This window comes from Maribellus mangrovi (assembly GCF_037646455.1).
In the GTDB taxonomy this organism is placed as follows: Bacteria; Bacteroidota; Bacteroidia; order Bacteroidales; family Prolixibacteraceae; genus Draconibacterium; species Draconibacterium mangrovi_A.
In genome coordinates this window covers 1,055,686-1,073,842 of sequence record NZ_JBBIXN010000001.1, presented here as the reverse complement: position 1 = coordinate 1,073,842, position 18,157 = coordinate 1,055,686, and the positions used below count along the sequence as shown (strand labels likewise).

The 18,157-nt window shown below is 40.7% G+C and carries 12 protein-coding genes and 1 tRNA gene; 8 read left to right on the top strand and 5 right to left on the bottom strand.

Annotated elements, in window-relative coordinates; translation table 11 throughout:
• Positions 1-133 precede the first annotated feature (133 nt).
• The 4 genes from WFY05_RS04050 to WFY05_RS04035 all read left to right on the top strand — a co-directional run bounded on the left by WFY05_RS04050 (position 134) and on the right by WFY05_RS04035 (position 4,697).
• Positions 134-1,807, top strand: a complete 1,674-nt coding sequence (locus tag WFY05_RS04050; RefSeq protein ID WP_340111444.1) for a DEAD/DEAH box helicase — start codon at positions 134-136, stop codon at positions 1,805-1,807.
• A 141-nt stretch (positions 1,808-1,948) separates the two neighbouring features.
• On the top strand, positions 1,949-2,767 hold the full coding sequence (locus WFY05_RS04045) for a hypothetical protein (RefSeq protein WP_340111443.1): 819 nt from the start codon (positions 1,949-1,951) through the stop codon (positions 2,765-2,767).
• Between the two features lie 132 nt (positions 2,768-2,899).
• Positions 2,900-3,943, top strand: a complete 1,044-nt coding sequence (locus WFY05_RS04040; protein WP_340111442.1) for a sensor histidine kinase — start codon at positions 2,900-2,902, stop codon at positions 3,941-3,943.
• Position 3,944: 1 nt separating this feature from the next.
• Positions 3,945-4,697, top strand: coding sequence for a LytR/AlgR family response regulator transcription factor (locus tag WFY05_RS04035; protein ID WP_340111441.1), 753 nt, complete (start codon positions 3,945-3,947; stop codon positions 4,695-4,697).
• A gap of 87 nt (positions 4,698-4,784) precedes the next feature.
• On the opposite strand, the gene WFY05_RS04030 is transcribed toward WFY05_RS04035, so the two are convergent.
• Both WFY05_RS04030 and WFY05_RS04025 read right to left on the bottom strand, forming a co-directional pair.
• Positions 4,785-5,210 (bottom strand): OsmC family peroxiredoxin, encoded by a 426-nt coding sequence (locus tag WFY05_RS04030; RefSeq protein ID WP_340111440.1) that lies wholly within the window; start codon positions 5,208-5,210, stop codon positions 4,785-4,787.
• Between the two features lie 12 nt (positions 5,211-5,222).
• On the bottom strand, positions 5,223-5,759 hold the full coding sequence (locus tag WFY05_RS04025) for a peroxiredoxin (protein ID WP_340111439.1): 537 nt from the start codon (positions 5,757-5,759) through the stop codon (positions 5,223-5,225).
• A gap of 312 nt (positions 5,760-6,071) precedes the next feature.
• Between WFY05_RS04025 and WFY05_RS04020 the strand changes: the two genes are divergently transcribed.
• Together WFY05_RS04020 and WFY05_RS04015 are read left to right on the top strand one after the other, a co-directional pair.
• The gene (locus WFY05_RS04020; RefSeq protein WP_340111438.1) at positions 6,072-7,568 is read left to right on the top strand and encodes a glycoside 3-dehydrogenase; all 1,497 of its coding nucleotides are present in this window, start codon (positions 6,072-6,074) and stop codon (positions 7,566-7,568) included.
• Positions 7,569-7,713: 145 nt separating this feature from the next.
• Positions 7,714-7,787: transfer RNA gene (locus tag WFY05_RS04015), tRNA-Ile, on the top strand.
• A gap of 178 nt (positions 7,788-7,965) precedes the next feature.
• Here the strand turns inward: WFY05_RS04015 and WFY05_RS04010 are convergent.
• The 3 genes from WFY05_RS04010 to WFY05_RS04000 form a co-directional block, all read right to left on the bottom strand.
• On the bottom strand, positions 7,966-9,477 hold the full coding sequence (locus WFY05_RS04010) for a sodium-dependent transporter (protein ID WP_340111437.1): 1,512 nt from the start codon (positions 9,475-9,477) through the stop codon (positions 7,966-7,968).
• A 227-nt stretch (positions 9,478-9,704) separates the two neighbouring features.
• Positions 9,705-11,159 (bottom strand): YfcC family protein, encoded by a 1,455-nt coding sequence (locus tag WFY05_RS04005; protein WP_340111436.1) that lies wholly within the window; start codon positions 11,157-11,159, stop codon positions 9,705-9,707.
• 80 nt (positions 11,160-11,239) lie between these two features.
• Positions 11,240-11,512 carry a DUF493 family protein gene (locus WFY05_RS04000; protein ID WP_340111435.1) on the bottom strand — a complete coding sequence of 91 codons (273 nt, stop codon included), beginning with the start codon at positions 11,510-11,512 and terminating at the stop codon, positions 11,240-11,242.
• Between the two features lie 200 nt (positions 11,513-11,712).
• Between WFY05_RS04000 and WFY05_RS03995 the strand changes: the two genes are divergently transcribed.
• Together WFY05_RS03995 and WFY05_RS03990 are read left to right on the top strand one after the other, a co-directional pair.
• On the top strand, positions 11,713-14,580 hold the full coding sequence (locus tag WFY05_RS03995; protein ID WP_340111434.1) for a ligand-binding sensor domain-containing protein: 2,868 nt from the start codon (positions 11,713-11,715) through the stop codon (positions 14,578-14,580).
• A gap of 426 nt (positions 14,581-15,006) precedes the next feature.
• Positions 15,007-18,093: a SusC/RagA family TonB-linked outer membrane protein gene (locus tag WFY05_RS03990; RefSeq protein WP_340111433.1), complete on the top strand. Its 3,087-nt coding sequence runs from the start codon at positions 15,007-15,009 to the stop codon at positions 18,091-18,093.
• The last annotated feature ends 64 nt before the right edge of the window (positions 18,094-18,157 follow it).

Below are 18,157 nucleotides of genomic sequence, written 5' to 3'. Positions count from 1 at the left end.
ATAAAACGATGTTGAATCCGACAAGCTTGTATTGGAGTGGGATTTGGTGAACGTTAAATTTCCTGAAAGTTTTGCATAAATCGCTGAAAAACAAATTAAAGGAGTACCTTTGCGGCCACTTTAAAAATTATAGATGAATTTATTCGAATCAATGGGTTTAAGGTCTGAAATCCTGGAGGCTATTCAGGAAATTGGATTTGAGAAGCCCACGCCGATACAGGAAAAAGCAGTTCCGTTTTTACTGGAAAGCGATCAGGATATGGTCGCATTGGCTCAAACAGGAACAGGAAAGACCGCGGCTTTTGGCTTGCCCATTATTCAGCAAATTGATAATACAGCAAATGCACCGCAGGCATTAATTTTAAGCCCAACACGGGAACTGGCATTGCAAATTGCCGCCGACCTCGAACAGTTTTCAAAGAACATTAGTAAGCTGAAGATAGCTGTTTTATATGGTGGCGCTGACATCAAAAAGCAAATTAAAGCTCTTGAATCGGGAGCTCAGATTGTTGTGGGAACTCCGGGAAGAACTTTCGACCTCATTCGCAGGAAAAAGCTTAAAGTTCATGGCATTCAGTGGTTGGTGCTCGATGAGGCCGATGAAATGCTTTCAATGGGATTTAAAGACGACCTGGACGGAATCCTGGAGGATACGCCGGCAGAGAAACAGACCTTGCTTTTTTCGGCTACCATGCCAAAAGAGATCGTTTCCATTTCCAAAAAATACATGACTGATCCGCATGAAATTTCAGTTGGGAAGAAAAACATTGGTGCTGAAAACGTGGAGCATCATTATTACCTGGTGCATGCCAAAGACCGCTACATCGCATTGAAACGTATCGCAGATATTAATCCAAGTGTTTATGGAATTATATTCTGCCGCACGCGTGCTGAAACCAAGGAGGTTGCCGATAAATTAATGAAGGACGGATATAGCGCCGATGCGCTTCATGGCGATTTATCACAGGCGCAGCGCGATCATGTGATGTCACGATTTCGTGCCGGACACCTGCAAATGCTGGTCGCTACTGATGTGGCAGCTCGTGGTCTGGATGTGAACGACCTTACTCATGTTATCAACTATAACCTACCCGATGATCCGGAGGTGTATATTCACCGAAGCGGACGTACCGGACGTGCCGGGAAACGTGGAATTTCCATCACGCTGATTCACATGCGCGAAAAAGGGAAACTCAAGGACGTTGAGCGTAAAATAGGTAAGAAATTTGTTAAGGTTGCAGTTCCAAGCGGCAAGGAAATTTGTGAAAAACAACTGTTTAACCTTATCGACAGGATGGAAAAGGTAGAGGTAAATAATGAACAGATCGAGCCTTTTTTACCGGTTATTTACAAGAAACTGGCTTGGCTCGAACGCGAAGATCTAATTAAACGTTTTGTCTCTGTTGAGTTCAATCGTTTTCTTAAATACTACGAAAATGCCAAAGATATTAATGTTGATGAAGCTTTTGAAAGAGAGTCGCAACGTGGCGATCGGAAAAAACGCGGACGCGAGGATAGTATTCGCGGTGACCGGGGCAGAGGAAGAAGTGGTTCCTACACTTACTCGCGTTTCTTTTGTAGCGTAGGTAAGAAAAATGGCGTCAACAAGCGCTCAATTATTGATCTGATCAACCAGAATATGCCTGGGAAAAGCGTTGAAATTGGTAATATTGAAGTATTGAAAGGCTTCTCCTTTTTTGAAGTGGATCAACGCTACGAAAAAGAAATTATGAAATCCTTTAAAAATGCCCGTTACAAAGGCCAGCGAATTGGCATAGAACTGGCAAACAGAAAAGGCAAAAAATAAATTGAAAAGCTGATCGGATTTCCGGTCAGCTTTTTTCTTTCCCGTTCGTCCCCCAATATCTCCCGTTCAGCAACTCTTTTTTTCTAAAATGTTTTCATTCTGCGAATTTTGGATCAGAAATCATTCAAAATCAAAAAAGCCATGAAAACAATTTCTTTATTTCTCGCACTGGCCCTGGCAACAAATGTTGTCGCGCAGCAAATCCAAAAACTTAATATTCCTGAAAAGCTTCCAAACGATCTGGAACTGATCGATGAAATTCAGCATTTTCGGGTGACAACTACGCATTACAACGGTGATATCTTTGGCAACTTTTATAACAAGCAACAGATTTGTGGCGACTACACCCGCGGGCTTGAAGGAGGAAAAGTAAAATGGAACAATGTTAGTTTTTCACAGTCGAATTCGCCCGACCGAAATGCTAAATTCCCCAGTCCTTCTCCTGTTGCTTACATGGAAAACTTTACCTACCTACCCAATGAAGACATGTTAAAAGCCGAGAAATTTGAAGCTTTTACTGAGTATGCTGATTTTACCAAAAACCTGGTTTGGGACATGCTTGGGATCGAAGGATTTGCCTGGGCTTATTTCGACAAATTGCAACTTAATTTGCCTTATGCCGTGGAGGGAATGAACGGGAAAGTGGATTTGGCCGGTCAGGGGTATTTCGAAAATAAAGACATTCAATTAACCTGGACGGGAGTCTCGGAACGAAACAATGAAAACTGCGCGGTAATTGAATACCGGACTTTGAATAATCCGCTGGAAATAAAAACGGAAAGCCTCGAAATGAAAGGGCGCAGTCACTATTGGGGAACCATTTGGGTGTCGTTGGAAGACAAACAGATTGAACATGCTGTATTGTTCGAAGATGTGGTAATGGAATTACTGTTTCCCGGTGCCACTCAAAAACAATTAATGGATGCCACGCGAGAAATTACGTTTAAACGGATAATCTAAATAGCACTGATTATTAGATACGGATTGGGTGTCGGCGAGCAATCGCCGCCGCCCGATTCCATTTACCCGGCAATTATATGTATTGTCCTAACATCAAAAAGAATTAGTTTTAGTATTTTCAAAAACCAAATCATGAAACATCCAACGGCAAATAAAACAGTTCGGCAAAAAGTAATTTGGCACCTGCTTGTATTGGCTGGCGCAGTTGGTGTTAGTGCCCTTTTCAGCCTGATCTTATTTCAAAAAATAATTCATTCGGGACTCTTAAACATGCTCGTCCTTACTTTTCTTCAGTTGGAGTTATTTTTGTGGCTGGGGTACCTGTTTTTTTATGGTGTTAAACCTGATGCACCCGGAGTTATAAAAACCACATTAATTCGATTTATACTCTTCTATCTCACCGTTTTGGCAGTTGCATTTATGCTTTACGTATCACTTTACACCTATCATTTCATACGTTCCGGATCCGATTTTTCACAATATTTACCCAGTCTTTTTAGTGCTGATCTCAAGTTCTTTTTTAACGCAGTAATTATTGGATTTGGACTGGGTGCTCTATTCTTCTTTTATTCTCAATGGACCGATGCCTTAAAAAGCATGCAAAAGCTAAGGGAAGAAAAGCTAATCTTTCAGTACGAGACATTGAAGAGCCAGGTCAATCCGCATTTTCTTTTTAATAGTTTAAATACTTTGTCGTCGCTGGTTCGAAAAGATGTGGACCTATCGGAAGAATTTATTTTGAAACTGTCGTCAGTTTATCGATATGTACTTGAAAACCAGGATAAAGATTTGGTTCCCTTGAAGGATGAACTTGCTTTTGTGAATGACTTTTTTGCGCTACAAAAGGTTCGCGATCAGGAAAAGATTGAACTTCAGGTTGAATCAAACGGGCAGGGATCAGAAATGATTGTTCCGGTTTCGCTGCAAATGCTGGTTGAAAATGCATTAAAACACAATGTGGCTTCACGTAAAGAACCTTTACGGATCACGATTCATTACGAAGGATTGGACAAGATAGTAGTAAGGAATAATTTGCAGGAAAAGGAACAATTGGGTACTTCTTCAGGAATTGGATTGAAAAACCTGGATGAGCGCTGCCGATTGATACTCGATCGTGAAATTGAAATCGTGAAAACACAAGATGAATTTGTGGTGAAACTACCTCTTAACCCGTGAAATGATGCAAGTAGTAATTGTAGAAGATGAACATTTAGCGGCTGAAAAGCTGGCGGATCAGCTTCAGCGAACGGTTCCGGGAATCGAGATATTAAGGATCTTGGAATCGGTGGAAGAGGCTGTAAATTGGTTCGGATCGCATCCGGCACCCGACCTTGTGTTTATGGACATTCAGTTGGAAGACGGCATTTCATTCGAAATTTTCGAAGCGATAAAACTACAGGCTCCGGTAATTTTTACCACAGCTTTCGACGAATATGCCATTCGGGCATTTAAAGTGAACAGCGTTGATTATTTATTGAAACCCATTAGTGAGGAAGATTTAAAAAAGGCACTTCAAAAATTCAGAAATATTTTTAATGAATCGGATTTTACCAGCCGGGTCACCCGGGTAATCGAGCAGGTTTCGAAAAAGTATAAAACACGGTTTTTTATGAAAGTCGGGACTCATTTTAAATCGGTGAAGGTGGCCGATATCTGTTGTTTTTTTGTTGAAGAACGAAATACATTCCTGAAAACTACATCGGGGAAAACCTACGACATCGATCATTCGCTCGACCAGTTGCAAACCATGGTCGATCCGGAACAGTTCTTCAGGATAAACAGGAATTTCCTGGTGAATATCAACTGTATTTCAGAAATTGTGGCCTATTCAACCACTCGCTTAAAACTGAAGTTGGAGGTAGAATGCACAGAAGATCTGATTGTTAGCCGCGATCGTGTGTCGGAGTTTAAACACTGGATGGACAAATGAAAAAAGGAGCCCGAAAGCTCCTTTATCCTCTTCTCTTAAGTTAATCCTGTTAACTTCCCTTCTCTCACTCAATATGTTGTGCTGGTATTAAACCAGTTTTGCATCAAGTTCAATTCCGGCAGTACCACCGGCATATAGTCGCGAAATCGGACATTTTTCCTTGGCTGCTGCTGCAAGTTCATCAAATTTTTCCTGCGATAAACCTTCGCATTTCACTACGCTGGTTAATTTAATGTTGGTTATTGCAGGACCACCGTCGAGTTCGCCTAAGGTTACTGCTGCCTCTGTTTCAATGCTTTCCGGCGTAAGTTCTTCTCCACTGATTAAAGCTGAGAGGAACATCGAAAAACATCCGGCTTGTGCTGCGCCTACCAATTCTTCCGGGTTTGTTCCTTTTCCGTTTTCGAAACGCGAGGCAAATGTAAACGGGCCGCTATAACCGGTTATATCCATTTTCCCCGAACCTCCTTTTAAGGTTCCGTTCCATACTGATTTTACTTTTCTTACAGTCATGTTTCAAATTTTTTAGTTCACAGTTATTAATGTTTTATCGCCGGGCTGCCAGTCGCAACCGGTTAGTCCGGGATTTTGAGTAGCTTCTAGTGCTCTTAAAACTTCTTTTACGTTACGGCCCGTAGAATCGTTATTGCAATTTACCCACTGAATGATTCCTTCGGGATCAACAATAAATGTTGCACGGTACGCCACGCTGCCAGGTTGTAATATACCCAATTTTTTGCTAAGCGACTTTGAAGTATCTTCAATTAATGGGAAAGCCAAATCGTTTAATCGCGGATCGTTGGTTTTCCAGGCCAGGTGAACTTCCTGTGTATCGGTAGAAACACCATACAATTCGGTATTCAGTTCGGCAAACTTAGCTGCATTGTTGTTAAACTCAACAATTTCGGTTGGGCAAACAAAGGTAAAGTCTTTCGGATAGAAAAAGATAACCATCCATTTTCCTGCCTTTTTATGATCGTCTGAGGTAATCGTTTCAAACTGATTATTGGCCAAAACAGCCTCTTTCTTAAATTTTGGGAATTTTTCTCCTACTGATTTCATGCTTTTTTTGTTTTATAATTTCTTAATTGGTTTTCTTTAAAAGATGAAACAAAAGTAGAATGAAAAAGTGCTCCCATCAAATCGATTTTTTTGAACGTAAATAGACGAAAATTATACCCGCACATATAAAATACTGATATTTAGTCAATTTTTCAAATTGTATTTCTTACAGTCATCAATGGGGATATCATTTTTGTCTTTCATCGATTATTTGTTTCACAACATTTGGTGTTGATTTAAGTATCAATATGACTATATTTAAAGACTTTTTGAAAAAGTATAAAATACCTATCCGATTAAACAAATATTATTATGGAGGAAAAATCAAACAAAAGTAACGTATCAAGAAGATCGTTTATTGGTACTTCGGCCGCAGTTGCAGCCGGAATTTCAATTGTACCGAGTCATGCTGTGGCTGGCTTGGGACATAAAGCACCCAGCGACAAACTGAACATTGCCGGCGTTGGTGTTGGTGGAATGGGGTTTGCTAACCTTAAAAATCTGAAGTCGGAAAATATTATTGGCCTCTGCGACGTGGATTGGAAATACACCGGAGGTAATGGTGTTTTCGATACCTTCCCAAAAGCAAAGAAGTACAAAGACTGGCGTCGGATGTACGATGACATTGGTAAAGAAATTGACGGGGTTGTAGTGGCAACTGCCGACCATACCCACGCCATTGTTGCAGCTACTGCCATGACAATGGGGAAACATGTTTATGTGCAAAAGCCTTTAACTCATTCGGTTTACGAGTCGCGCTTACTGACCAAACTCGCTAAGAAATACAACGTGGCTACTCAAATGGGTAACCAGGGATCGTCTGGCGAAGGAGTAAATCTTACAACCGAATGGCTGGCAAACGGCGAAATTGGAGATGTAAAGAAAGTGGAGGCTTTTACCGACCGTCCGATTTGGCCGCAAGGTTTGAATACCCCCGAACAAGGCCAGTGGGTTCCTGAAACTTTGGATTGGGACCTGTTTATCGGTCCGGCTAAGATGCGTCCTTACAATGAAATTTACCACCCATGGAACTGGCGTGGTTGGTGGGATTATGGAACGGGAGCACTTGGCGATATGGCCTGTCATATTTTACATCCTGTGTTTGTTGGTCTCGAATTAGGATATCCGATACATGCACAGGGAAATTCAAGTTTGTTGCTGAATGATTGCGCACCCGTAGCACAATCGGTAAAACTTACTTTTCCGGAAAGAAAAGCGAAGAAAAAAATGAAAATGAAACTTCCTGAAGTTGACGTTCACTGGTACGATGGCGGTATTAAGCCGATGTTGCCAGAAGGTTGGCCCGATGGAAGAAATCCTAACGATTCGGGTGGTGGTGTATTGTTCCACGGATCAAAAGATACGCTGGTTTGCGGATGTTATGGAAAAGATCCATGGTTGCTTTCGGGTCGTACACCTGATGCCCCAAAATTCCGTCGCCGCGTAGAAACCAGTCACGAAATGGATTGGGTACGTGCTTGTAAAGAAAGTGCAGAGAACCGTGTGCCAACCGCTTCCGATTTTAGCGAAGCCGGACCATTTAACGAAATGGTGGTAATGGGAGTTCTTGCCGTTCGATTACAGTCGTTGAATAAAGAGCTGGATTGGGACGGTGAAAACATGCAGTTTACCAACCTTACTGATGATGAAACCATCCGTACTGTGGTAAAAGATGGGTTCAAGATTCACGATGGTCATCCAACATTTGACAAAACATGGACGGATCCAATTTCTGCCAAAGAATTTGCAGCTGAACTAATCAAGCATACCTACCGTAAACCATGGAGTTTACCTGATATGCCTGCATAATAAGAATAAGATATTCGTTTAAGGGTGTCAACAAACGACACCCTTTTTTTGCCTCCTGTGAAAAGCAGAAAATTACTTGCGTAATTTCATGCAAATTTGTAAACTTGCACGCCGAAAATCATGATTACTTGATGGTTTTCATTTTGGGCCTATAGCTCAGTTGGTTAGAGCACCTGACTCATAATCAGGGGGTCCCTGGTTCAAGCCCAGGTGGGCCCACTTAGCAATCAAAGAGTTACAAGATTTATTACTTGTGACTCTTTTTTTGTTTGCACAAAATTTGCACGAAAAAGTCTTGTTTGTCTATTATTTAGCCCTGATTTGAATGATTCTTTCTGAAGTATTTATCCTATTTCGAGTAAGCAACCGCATCTTTGAATTATTACACTGTAGTTATTTATCTCAATCGTGATTGATTATTCATTCGCTTGTTAATCCAGTTATTTAACAATAGAAGAATAAATACTACAATAATCCATTGCGCAACGCAGGTCATCAGGCTGTAGGCACTAAATGGGTTAAACCAATCATCTACTGAAGCAGAAAGAGAAAGCCACCACACCAGCAGTACGACTGCAGCGATTGGGATAAAAAATTTCATTATCCTTTCCCACCATATACCAAGTTTCCAATCATCTGTGTTTGTTAGAATTTCTTTCTGTCTTATATTAGCTAATCCTTCGCGGATTAAGATAAACGCAATAAATGCCCCCGATATCATTAAGGCCAGTCCCCAAACAAAATCCTGGTTACTAAGAAAATTCAAATTTCGGGCTGAAGGAATACCAAACAAATAACTGATTAAAACCACGCTAATAATTGCCCAGGGACGTCTCATGCCACCGTCAATTAACACACGAGTGGGCAGTTCCATTTGCGCAATTAAAGAAGAAAAGCCTGCAAAAGTTAATCCCAGAAAAAACAATACGGCAAGGGGATTCCCAAAAAACATACGTGCAAACAACTGTGGCATCCAAATAAAAGTTAATCCTGTTGAAGCGGGGCCACTAGTTTTCATGATTTCAAGAATTTCAGGTTTCGTCATACCCATATCGGTTTGTAAAACAGCAAACACAGTCCCAAATATAATGATACCGGAAACCAGAGAAATAAGGTTATTCCCAATGCCGGTTGCAAAAGCATTTTTCACAATACCGAATTTTCTTTTCATGTATATGGCATAGGTCAGAAATAAGCCCCACCCGGCACCGGTATCCCAGGCATTTTGCGTAAGTGCTTGCAACCATATTTTGGGATTCTGTAGTTGTTCCCAGTCTGGCTTGAACAAATAAACTACCCCGGACCAGGCTCCCTCCAAAGTAAGTGCCCGAATGATGCTCAATAAGAGGATTACAAGAAGTGTGGGAATCAGAATTTTATTAACCCGTTCGATGGAAGAAACCCCCTTCCAAATGGCCAGGGCACCTAACCCCATAGCCAAAGCATGCGAAATAAGCGGCCATCCACCACTTTGATATTTATTCCAAATGGTCATTGATGTTTCCATGGTATCAGGGAGCGAATGTGTTAGCGTGTAAGCAAAATAGTATATGCACCACCCCACCACTACAGAATAAAAAAAAGTAATTGCTGTGGCGACAAAAGCAACAAAAGACCCCATCCAAGCGAACTTTTTACCGATTGCTTCGATAAAAGTTGCAACAACCCCGCGACGGTGTTTCATTCCTAAAACATATTCTCCAATAATCAGGGGAATACTCCAGAGAAAGAGAAAAGAAATCCAGGCAATCAAAAATGCACCGGCACCATCATCCCCACCATTTTGGGCAACAATGCGCGGAAACCGCCAGATATTACCTGTACCAATTGCTATACCTAAAACACTGAGAATAAATCCCCATCGGGAAGAGAAATGCTGTTGTGAACCTTTAGTATTGCCGTTTGCCATTAAAAATTCTTAGTTCAAGTGTAGTTAGAATCATTCTGTAAAAGTTAAAATACAATTTTATTGTTGATCTACAATATAAATTTCTCAAATGGCATATTTCCCGTAAAATCAAATCAATATCATACAAGTAATATTTTTTGATTTCATGTTTCCCGGTAACACTTGCATAAAGCTAATTCTGCTTCTTTCTTTGTCGTTCAGTTTTTTTGATAATCTCGATGTAAATCTTAATAATTAATCAATACTGCAATTCCCAGAAAGATTCCTGCAATCAGCACTAGGATAAGGAATAGTGGTGCGATGAAGCGCAGCCATTTTTCATACGGGATTTTTGCCATGCTGAGCATCGCCATCAGGATTCCTGAGGTGGGAATGATGATGTTTGAAAATCCGTCACCTGAGGTGAAAGCAAAGACAGCAGTTTGCCGGCTTACACCCAGCACATCTGCCAGCGGAGCCATAAGTGGCATGGTTACTGCAGCCTGACCCGATCCTGACGGGATGAAGAAATTGAGTATGGTTTGGAAGACGAACATCCCTTCAACAGCTACGATCCTGGATGTATCGTTCATTAATCCGGAAGATGTATGAATTATCGTATCGAGGATCTGACCATCTTCAAGTACCACACGAATTCCACTTGCAAATCCGACCACTAGTGCAGCTACTACCATCTCTTCCATTCCTTTAACAAAAGCTTTCATTGCTTCTGATAAAGAAAGGCCGGAGACCAGGATTGCTATTATTCCCATCAACACGAATGCTCCCGACATATCGTTCAGCCACCATCCCTTCTTCTGAAAGGCATATATTGTATAAAAGAATACAATTGCAGAACTGGAAAGAATCAGGATGTGCGAAATTTTCAGTGGTTGTTTTTCCATTTTAATATCGGCAATTGAAGGATCATCATTCGGAATCATCATTTTTGAAGGATCTTTCCTGATCTTTCTTCCGTACAATAATACGTATCCAATTGTCACAGACATGATCACCACAAAAAACACGACTCTGAACAGTATGCCGCTGCCTGGTGGAACCTCGGCAATTCCCTGGGCAATCTGAACGGTAAAAGGATTAGTTGTTGCCGCCGCAAAACCGACAAGTGCTCCCAGATAGATTATCGACATGCCATAGATACGGTCATATCCAAGTTTGTAAGACACCATAAGGAATATAGGAACCAATGGGATCAGCTCTTCTCCCATTCCAAAAGTTGATCCACCAATACCAACCGCAAGCATGAGGGTAATGGTCAGAACAGGTCCGGAATTTGAAAAGCGCTCAAAGAGCGTTTGTATAAAAGCCGTTATGGTTCCCGTACGTTGAAAGATTCCCAATACACCTCCAATTATAAATAACATGAAAATAATGTTTGGAACATCTTTTACATCCGCCATACCGCGGGGAATAGCCGTTAGGAATCCAATTAAGCTGACCGGACTGGCTCCCTCGTCATTTGATTCGCCAAAGAATATTCCTTTAAGCGAAATATGCTTGTTTAATTTGCTGTACGTTCCCGGGATGACAACTGTTCGGGATGATCCTTCGATGTTAATTGTCTCGCGCTGATAGATTCCGGATGGTACCACATATGAAAGAACACTGCATAAGAAAATGATAACCGTAAGTAGTACGAATACGTGCGGGATTTTAAATCGCCTGGATTTTTCTGAACTCATCTGAATCCTTTTTTCTTAAAAATAGTAATTAATTGACTGAGTCAGGAAGTGGAATTGATTTTGGAGATGTATTTGCAGGTTTATAGTACAATCACCCCTTCAATCTCATCCACCTTTTCGGTAATCTCCACGATTTCATCAGCAGAATCCATAAGAGCAATACAAGTAACTGAAACGTGTTTTAGATTTGGTGTGTGTTTGAAGGTGATTTTCCCATCTCTGGGAAGAAAGGCTTTAATACGGTCAACATTGCCTTCGTGATTGGGCGCAATGAATTTAAACATATATTCCAGTGGCCAATCTTCGGTTTCCATTAATCGGTATCGCAGGTTTTTATATTTGTCAATATTCATAAAATTCGAGTATTTTTAGTAATACAATAGAAAGCACTGTTTCGTTCACTGCTTTAAGCTTAAATTGATTGTTTTTGATTTAAAACACGAAATGCAAATGCCGCTCAAATATTCAATTTTTCGGCTAATTTCACAACTTGTTATTTATATTGTATTTTAGAAAACGATAAATGTTGTGTAAAGTCCAACCTACCTAAGATTTGAAAAGAATTCTGTACATATTACTCTTCATTGTTCCACTTTTGGGTGCTGCTCAGGTAAAAAAGATTGGTGTTCCGAATATTCTGAATTACCCCAAAGTAGTGTATAAAGCAGGTACGCAAAACTGGGGAGTTGCGCAGGATCCGGATGGCTTTATGTATTTCGCCAATAACGATGGTCTGCTTCGTTTCGACGGGTTGAACTGGGATCTGTTCAGAGTTTCAATATCACCGGTAAGGTCGGTTTGCATCGACGATGAAGGAACAATTTATGTCGGGCTTGACGATGATTTCGGAATTTTTGATACCAATTCAAATGATGGCCCGGTATTTCGCAGTTTGCGCGATAAATTACCCGATGACGTCAAGGAGACAGATGTCGTCTGGAAGATTTACGACACACAATATGGTATTGTTTTTCAGTCGTTTCAGTACATTTTTATGTATGAAGATGACGAAATTAAAATCATTCAACCGCAAGAGGAATTCTACTATTCTTTTTACGTAAACAAACGTTTGTTTTTTCACGAGCCGGGAGTTGGACTCTTTGAATACATCAATGGATTTGTGAATAAAGTACCGTGGGCTGATGATTTAAGGGACAAGGAAATACGTTCGATTGTAAGTTTTTACGAAAATCATTTGTTGATTGGAACGCTGCAAAACGGATGGTACGAGTATAAAAACGGTAAGCTCGGGAAATGGAATGCGCCCGTTAACGAGCAAGTGCAAAAAGACATACTTTTTTGTGCCGTAAGGCTTGATGGGAACAACCTGGCCATTGGTACCATTTTAAACGGATTGATCATCACCAATTCTGACGGGGTAATAATCCAACACCTCAACCGTACAAAAGGGGTTCAAAACAATACTATTTTAAGTTTGTATAACGACCGGTCGGGTAATTTATGGCTTGGACTCGACAACGGGGTGGATTACATTGAGTTGAATTCTCCATTAAGTTACATTTCGAGTGCCGATGGAATAAGTACCGGTTATTGCGCAATCGTACATGATCATTTGCTTTATCTGGGAACAAATCAGGGGCTTTTTGTGAAGCCTTTTAGTGCTGGCGGTAATTTTGAACAGAATGAATTTGAACTGGTTCCGGAAACCGAAGGACAGGTTTGGAGTTTAAAAGTATTGAACGGGAAATTGCTTTGTGGCCATAATCTTGGTGCTTTTCAGGTTGAAGGAAAGAGCGCCACCAGAATAAGCGACGAACCAGGGGGGTGGACTTTTATACAGCTTGAAGAAGATCCTGATTATGCCGTTGGTGGAAATTTTAGTGGTTTAACGGTTTTTCATTATGACGGTAATAACTGGGAACTTGTTAACAAAGCAAAAGGCTACAGCGAATCGAGCCGTTTTCTTGCTGAAGACGAATATGGTAATATTTGGATGAGTCACGGGACAAGAGGTATTTTCAGGATAAAGCTTAATGCAATTCGCGATTCGGTTGTCGACAATAAACTATATGGTATAAATGAAGGTTTGCCTCAAAATTCTCTGAATATATTGCTGGTTATCGATAATGCATGGTACATTTCTACGGTTGATGGTATTTACAAATACAATGAAACTGATGATCGATTTGAGAAGGATGAGCAGATGAATGCGCTTTTCAACTTAAATAAACAATTGAAATTTGTAGATAAAGATCCCAAAGGAAATTACTGGTACATTGCTGACAGTGAAACCGGGGTGTTGCATAAAAATGACGATGGTACATATACAAAAATTGTGGCGCCATTCAAGCAATTAAGTAACAAGCTGGTCCAAGGGTGGGAATTCTTGTATGCATATGGCATCGACAATGTATTTATTGCAACGGAATCTGGATTTGCCCATTATTCTTCGCGCATTGTAACATCTTACGACCATCCTTTTAAATGCTTTATAACAAAGGTCGATGTACCTTATTTAGATACCGTGATTTATCCTGAGAGCCAGGAAACAATAAACGAATTTCCTTTTAAAAAGAATGCCTTTCGCTTTTATTTTTCAGCGCCTTTTTACCAGAATCCTGAACAGATTGAATTCTCTTATTTTATCGAAAATTATTCCGATCATTGGTCATCGTGGTCGAATGATATTTACCGCGATTTAACCAACTTGCCCGAGAACGAATACGTATTTCGTGTAAAAGCCAGAAACAGCTTTGATATTGAAAGCGAGGAAGCCAGCTATTCATTTGTGATCACGCCACCGTGGCACCGGTCAAGAATGGCTATGTATTTGTACATCTTCCTGGTACTTCTACTCGGTTTAGTTGTTGTTTGGTTGGTAAACAAACGCTTCGAGAAATCGAAACAGAAGGAACGGAACAAACACGAAAAAGAACTTCGAAAGAAAGAAAAGGAATTCGAACAGCAATCGGTATTGGCTGATAAAGAGATCATTCGTCTGAAGAATGAAAAACTGGAGGCTGAAAAACTTTCGCTCGATAAGGAACTCGCCAATCAAACGCTGAACATTGTAAACAAAAACAAGTTCCTGACGAAAATAACCGGGGAACTTAAGCGGATGTCTGAAGAAACAGAAGATAGTACCGTTAAATCGAGAATGGCCATTCTAAAGAAACGTATCGACAAAGAGATCGACAATCAGCACCAAAAGAAAATATTTGAAAGTTATTTTGAAGAGGTGCATGCCGAATTTTTTGAACGACTGAAAGAACAGTTCCCGCAATTGTCACCAAAAGACCTGAGACTGTGTGCTTATATTCGAATGAACATGTCGACAAAAGAAATTGCCACTTTACTTACAATCTCCGAACGCGGGGTTGAAATCAGCAGATACAGACTGCGTAAAAAGCTTGAGCTTTCCCGTGACGTTAATCTGTCCACTTTTCTGATAAATTTATAGTTTTTCATTTCCTGTTGTACAACACATTTTTTATTGAGGTAGTATTTAGTGAGAATTGTGTATTTCAAAATACTGTAAATCAGATTTATAAAAAATGAATGATGTATTTTTGATGTATTCATGAAATGTTTCTGATGTAATAATGTGATGGCGAATATTTTGCAAATGTGCCTGATTTTGTGTCAAATTTGTTGTCGTCGAAAGATAAATAGCGACAAATATTGATGAACAGGTCATTTTTATTTGAAGCTGTATTATTTGTTGTTTAACTAAACTATGTAACTATGGTATTCAAAAATTATCCTTGGAAACCCCCAAAGGTAATTCCCCAATTTATTCCAAATTATTTTACAGCTAGCTTGTACACTTATTAAGTGCAAGACATTTCGAACAATAACTATTATTACTAATATCAAAATTTGATCTATGAAAGAAAAACTCGTAATGAGAAAAATTCTCATGTTGCTTTTGAGTACAATTTTATCCTGGGGTGTTTTTGCACAGGAAGTTGTACTAAAAGGTGTAGTCGTTTCTGCGGATGATAATCAACCCTTGCCGGGTGTAACTATCGCAGAAAAAGGTACAACAAATGGAACGGTCACCAATGTAGATGGTGAATATTCTTTAACTGTTCCTGCTGATGCTGTACTTGTTTTTTCATTTGTGGGAATGAAAACACAGGAATTGGCTGTAGCCGGAAGAACCGAACTTAACGTACAAATGGAGAACGTCGCGTTCGACGTTGACGAGGTGGTGGTTGTCGGTTACGGTGTTCAAAAGAAAAGTCTGGTTACAGGCGCCATTTCAAAAGTGGAGGGCGAATCGTTAAAGAAACAATCCGACATGCGTGTAACACAGGCGCTGCAGGGAAAAACAGCCGGTGTTGTAATATCAGGTAACTCAGGGCAACCGGGCGACAACGTATCGGTTCGTATCCGGGGTATCGGAACAAACGGCGATGCGGAACCGCTTTATATCATCGACGGACTTCCGATGAGTGGAGCAGGAACCGATTTTCTTTCTTCAGGCGACATCGAGTCGATTGAAGTGCTGAAAGATGCTGCTTCGTGTGCTATTTACGGTGCACGTGGTGCAAACGGTGTAATTCTTATTACCACAAAAAGCGGTAGTAAAAACGAAAAATTCACGGTATCGTACGACGGTTATTACGGCGTACAAAATCCATGGAAAAAGATTAACCTGCTGAATTCGCAGGAATACATGATGTTGACGAATGAAGCATCATTGAACGGAAACGGTTCTTTGTTCTTCTCGAACGAAGATATTGCCGGATACACTGCTGACACAGACTGGCAGGATGAAATGTTCAATTATGATGCACCAAAACAAAATCACTCAATCAGTTTTAACGGAGGTACCCAACGTTCAACTTATTCATCGTCGATAAATTATTTTAATCAGGAAGGTATTGTGGCCAAGGGAAAATCGGAATATGAAAGGTTCAGCTATCGTTTGAATACTACTAGCGAATTCGGTTTCTTTAAATTAACCAGTAACGTTAACCTGGTTCGCATAATCAGTAAAGGAATTGATACCAACAGCCATTTTGGAAACGGTTTGGCTCAAGCCTTAAACATGCCGCCAATTGTTCCGGTATACAACGAAGATGGATCGTGGGCAACTCCCGAGCAGTTCGGAATTGGATTGCAGGAGATCACGAATCCAGTGGCTTTGTTAGACCAGGTGAACTCGGAAACAAAAACCAGTAAATTTATTGGTGGATTGACCGGTGAAATTGATTTTGGAAAACTTAGTGAGACATTGAAAGGCTTAACTTTGAAATCGTCGTACAGTGGTGAATTTGCTTTGGTCGACGACCGTGGTTATTCACCTGATTACTACCTCGATGCACTGCACTTTACAACAACCGATCAGGCTAACCGTCAGATGCGGACATATAGCCGATGGAACTTCGAAAATGTATTGACTTACGACCGTACGATCGATGATCATCACTTTACTTTAATGGCCGGTACCACTGCCTTCCAGGATGAGTTTAATAACATTGGCGGTAGCAAAAGGGATGTGATCTTCGATGATCTGGAGCATTCATACATTGATAACGCAACCGATCCTGAAAGTATGAGTGTTTACGGTGGTTTCTCGGAACACACGGTAGCTTCTATCTTCGGACGTATTAACTACGACTATAAAGACCGCTACATGCTGGCCGCAACGCTGCGCCGAGATGGTTCTTCGCGTTTTGGTGCTGAAAATAAATACGGTTACTTCCCGTCATTCTCTGCAGGTTGGGTAATCTCACGCGAGAATTTCATGGAAAATGCCTCAGGAACAGTCAACCTGTTGAAGCTGAGAGCCAGCTGGGGACAGAACGGTAGCGAAAACATAGGTGATTTTGGTTATACTTCAATTATTGGTAACCAGAACATCTATTATTTTGGCGACAACAAAACTCAGTACAATGGTACACAACCAACGCGTATTGCAAACCCGTCTTTGAAATGGGAAACTTCGGAGCAAACCAACATTGGTGTTGACTTTGCAACCCTGGAAAGCAGCTTACGTGTTTCGTTAGATTATTACATCAAAACTACAAAAGACTGGTTGGTTACTGCACCGGTTCCTATGTTGGTGGGTAACTCTGCACCAATTATCAATGGTGGCGAAGTAAAAAACAGCGGTTTTGAAGCTGAGGTAAGCTACCGCAAACAATTTGGTGATTTTTATTTCAGTGCATCGCTCAACGGAGCTTACAATAAAAACGAAGTTACCGATATTCAAAATGCCGAAAAACGCCTGCAGGGTGGAGACGGTGGTTTTGGCCAATCAGGAATTTTGTATGCCGGTGTTGGAACACCAATGGGTATTTTCTACGGCGTTAAAACCGATGGAATTTTCCAAACTGAAGAAGAGGTTGCTGCTTACACCAATAATGATGGCGGATTGATTCAGCCACAGGCCAAACCGGGCGACATTCGCTTTATTGATGAGAATGGCGACGGACAAATTACCGAGGACGACCGTGTAGATATTGGTTCACCTTATCCTGATTTTACAGGAGGTTTAAACCTTGAAATGGAATATGCAGGATTCGATTTTAGCATGTTTATTTATGCTGCACTCGGACAGGAAGTGTACGATGCAACACGTCGTTACGATATGAACGGTACCAACTACCGCGGAGAATGGCTGAATCGCTGGACCGGTCCTGGAACATCTAATAACTATCCGCGCGTAACATTTGTTGATGATAACGAAAACATGCAAACGGTGAGCGATTTCTTTGTACACGATGCAAGTTTTGTGCGCCTCAGAAACATTACACTGGGTTATACATTGCCGGCGTCGGTAACCAACTACCTGAAAATTGACAGAATTCGTTTCTATGTTTCTGCTGAGAACTTATTGACTTTCACTCCGTATCTGGGATACGACCCTGAAATTGGTGGTGGAGTATTTAGCAATGGGATCGATCATGGTATTTACCCGCAGCCAAGAACAGTTTTTGGTGGTATAAATATCACTTTTTAACAGGATCATCTGAATGCATTTAAATTCAAAATTTTAGAAAGATGAAACGAGCATGTAACAAATA

Coding starts and splice junctions, on each gene's coding strand:
- WFY05_RS04035 (WP_340111441.1), top strand. CDS start 3,945: ATGATGCAAGTAGTAATTGTAGAAGATGAACATTTAGCGGCTGAAAAG.
- WFY05_RS04000 (WP_340111435.1), bottom strand. CDS start 11,512: ATGAATATTGACAAATATAAAAACCTGCGATACCGATTAATGGAAACC.
- WFY05_RS04030 (WP_340111440.1), bottom strand. CDS start 5,210: ATGACTGTAAGAAAAGTAAAATCAGTATGGAACGGAACCTTAAAAGGA.
- WFY05_RS04005 (WP_340111436.1), bottom strand. CDS start 11,159: ATGAGTTCAGAAAAATCCAGGCGATTTAAAATCCCGCACGTATTCGTA.
- WFY05_RS04040 (WP_340111442.1), top strand. CDS start 2,900: ATGAAACATCCAACGGCAAATAAAACAGTTCGGCAAAAAGTAATTTGG.
- WFY05_RS04045 (WP_340111443.1), top strand. CDS start 1,949: ATGAAAACAATTTCTTTATTTCTCGCACTGGCCCTGGCAACAAATGTT.
- WFY05_RS04050 (WP_340111444.1), top strand. CDS start 134: ATGAATTTATTCGAATCAATGGGTTTAAGGTCTGAAATCCTGGAGGCT.
- WFY05_RS04020 (WP_340111438.1), top strand. CDS start 6,072: ATGGAGGAAAAATCAAACAAAAGTAACGTATCAAGAAGATCGTTTATT.
- WFY05_RS03990 (WP_340111433.1), top strand. CDS start 15,007: ATGAAAGAAAAACTCGTAATGAGAAAAATTCTCATGTTGCTTTTGAGT.
- WFY05_RS04025 (WP_340111439.1), bottom strand. CDS start 5,759: ATGAAATCAGTAGGAGAAAAATTCCCAAAATTTAAGAAAGAGGCTGTT.
- WFY05_RS04010 (WP_340111437.1), bottom strand. CDS start 9,477: ATGGCAAACGGCAATACTAAAGGTTCACAACAGCATTTCTCTTCCCGA.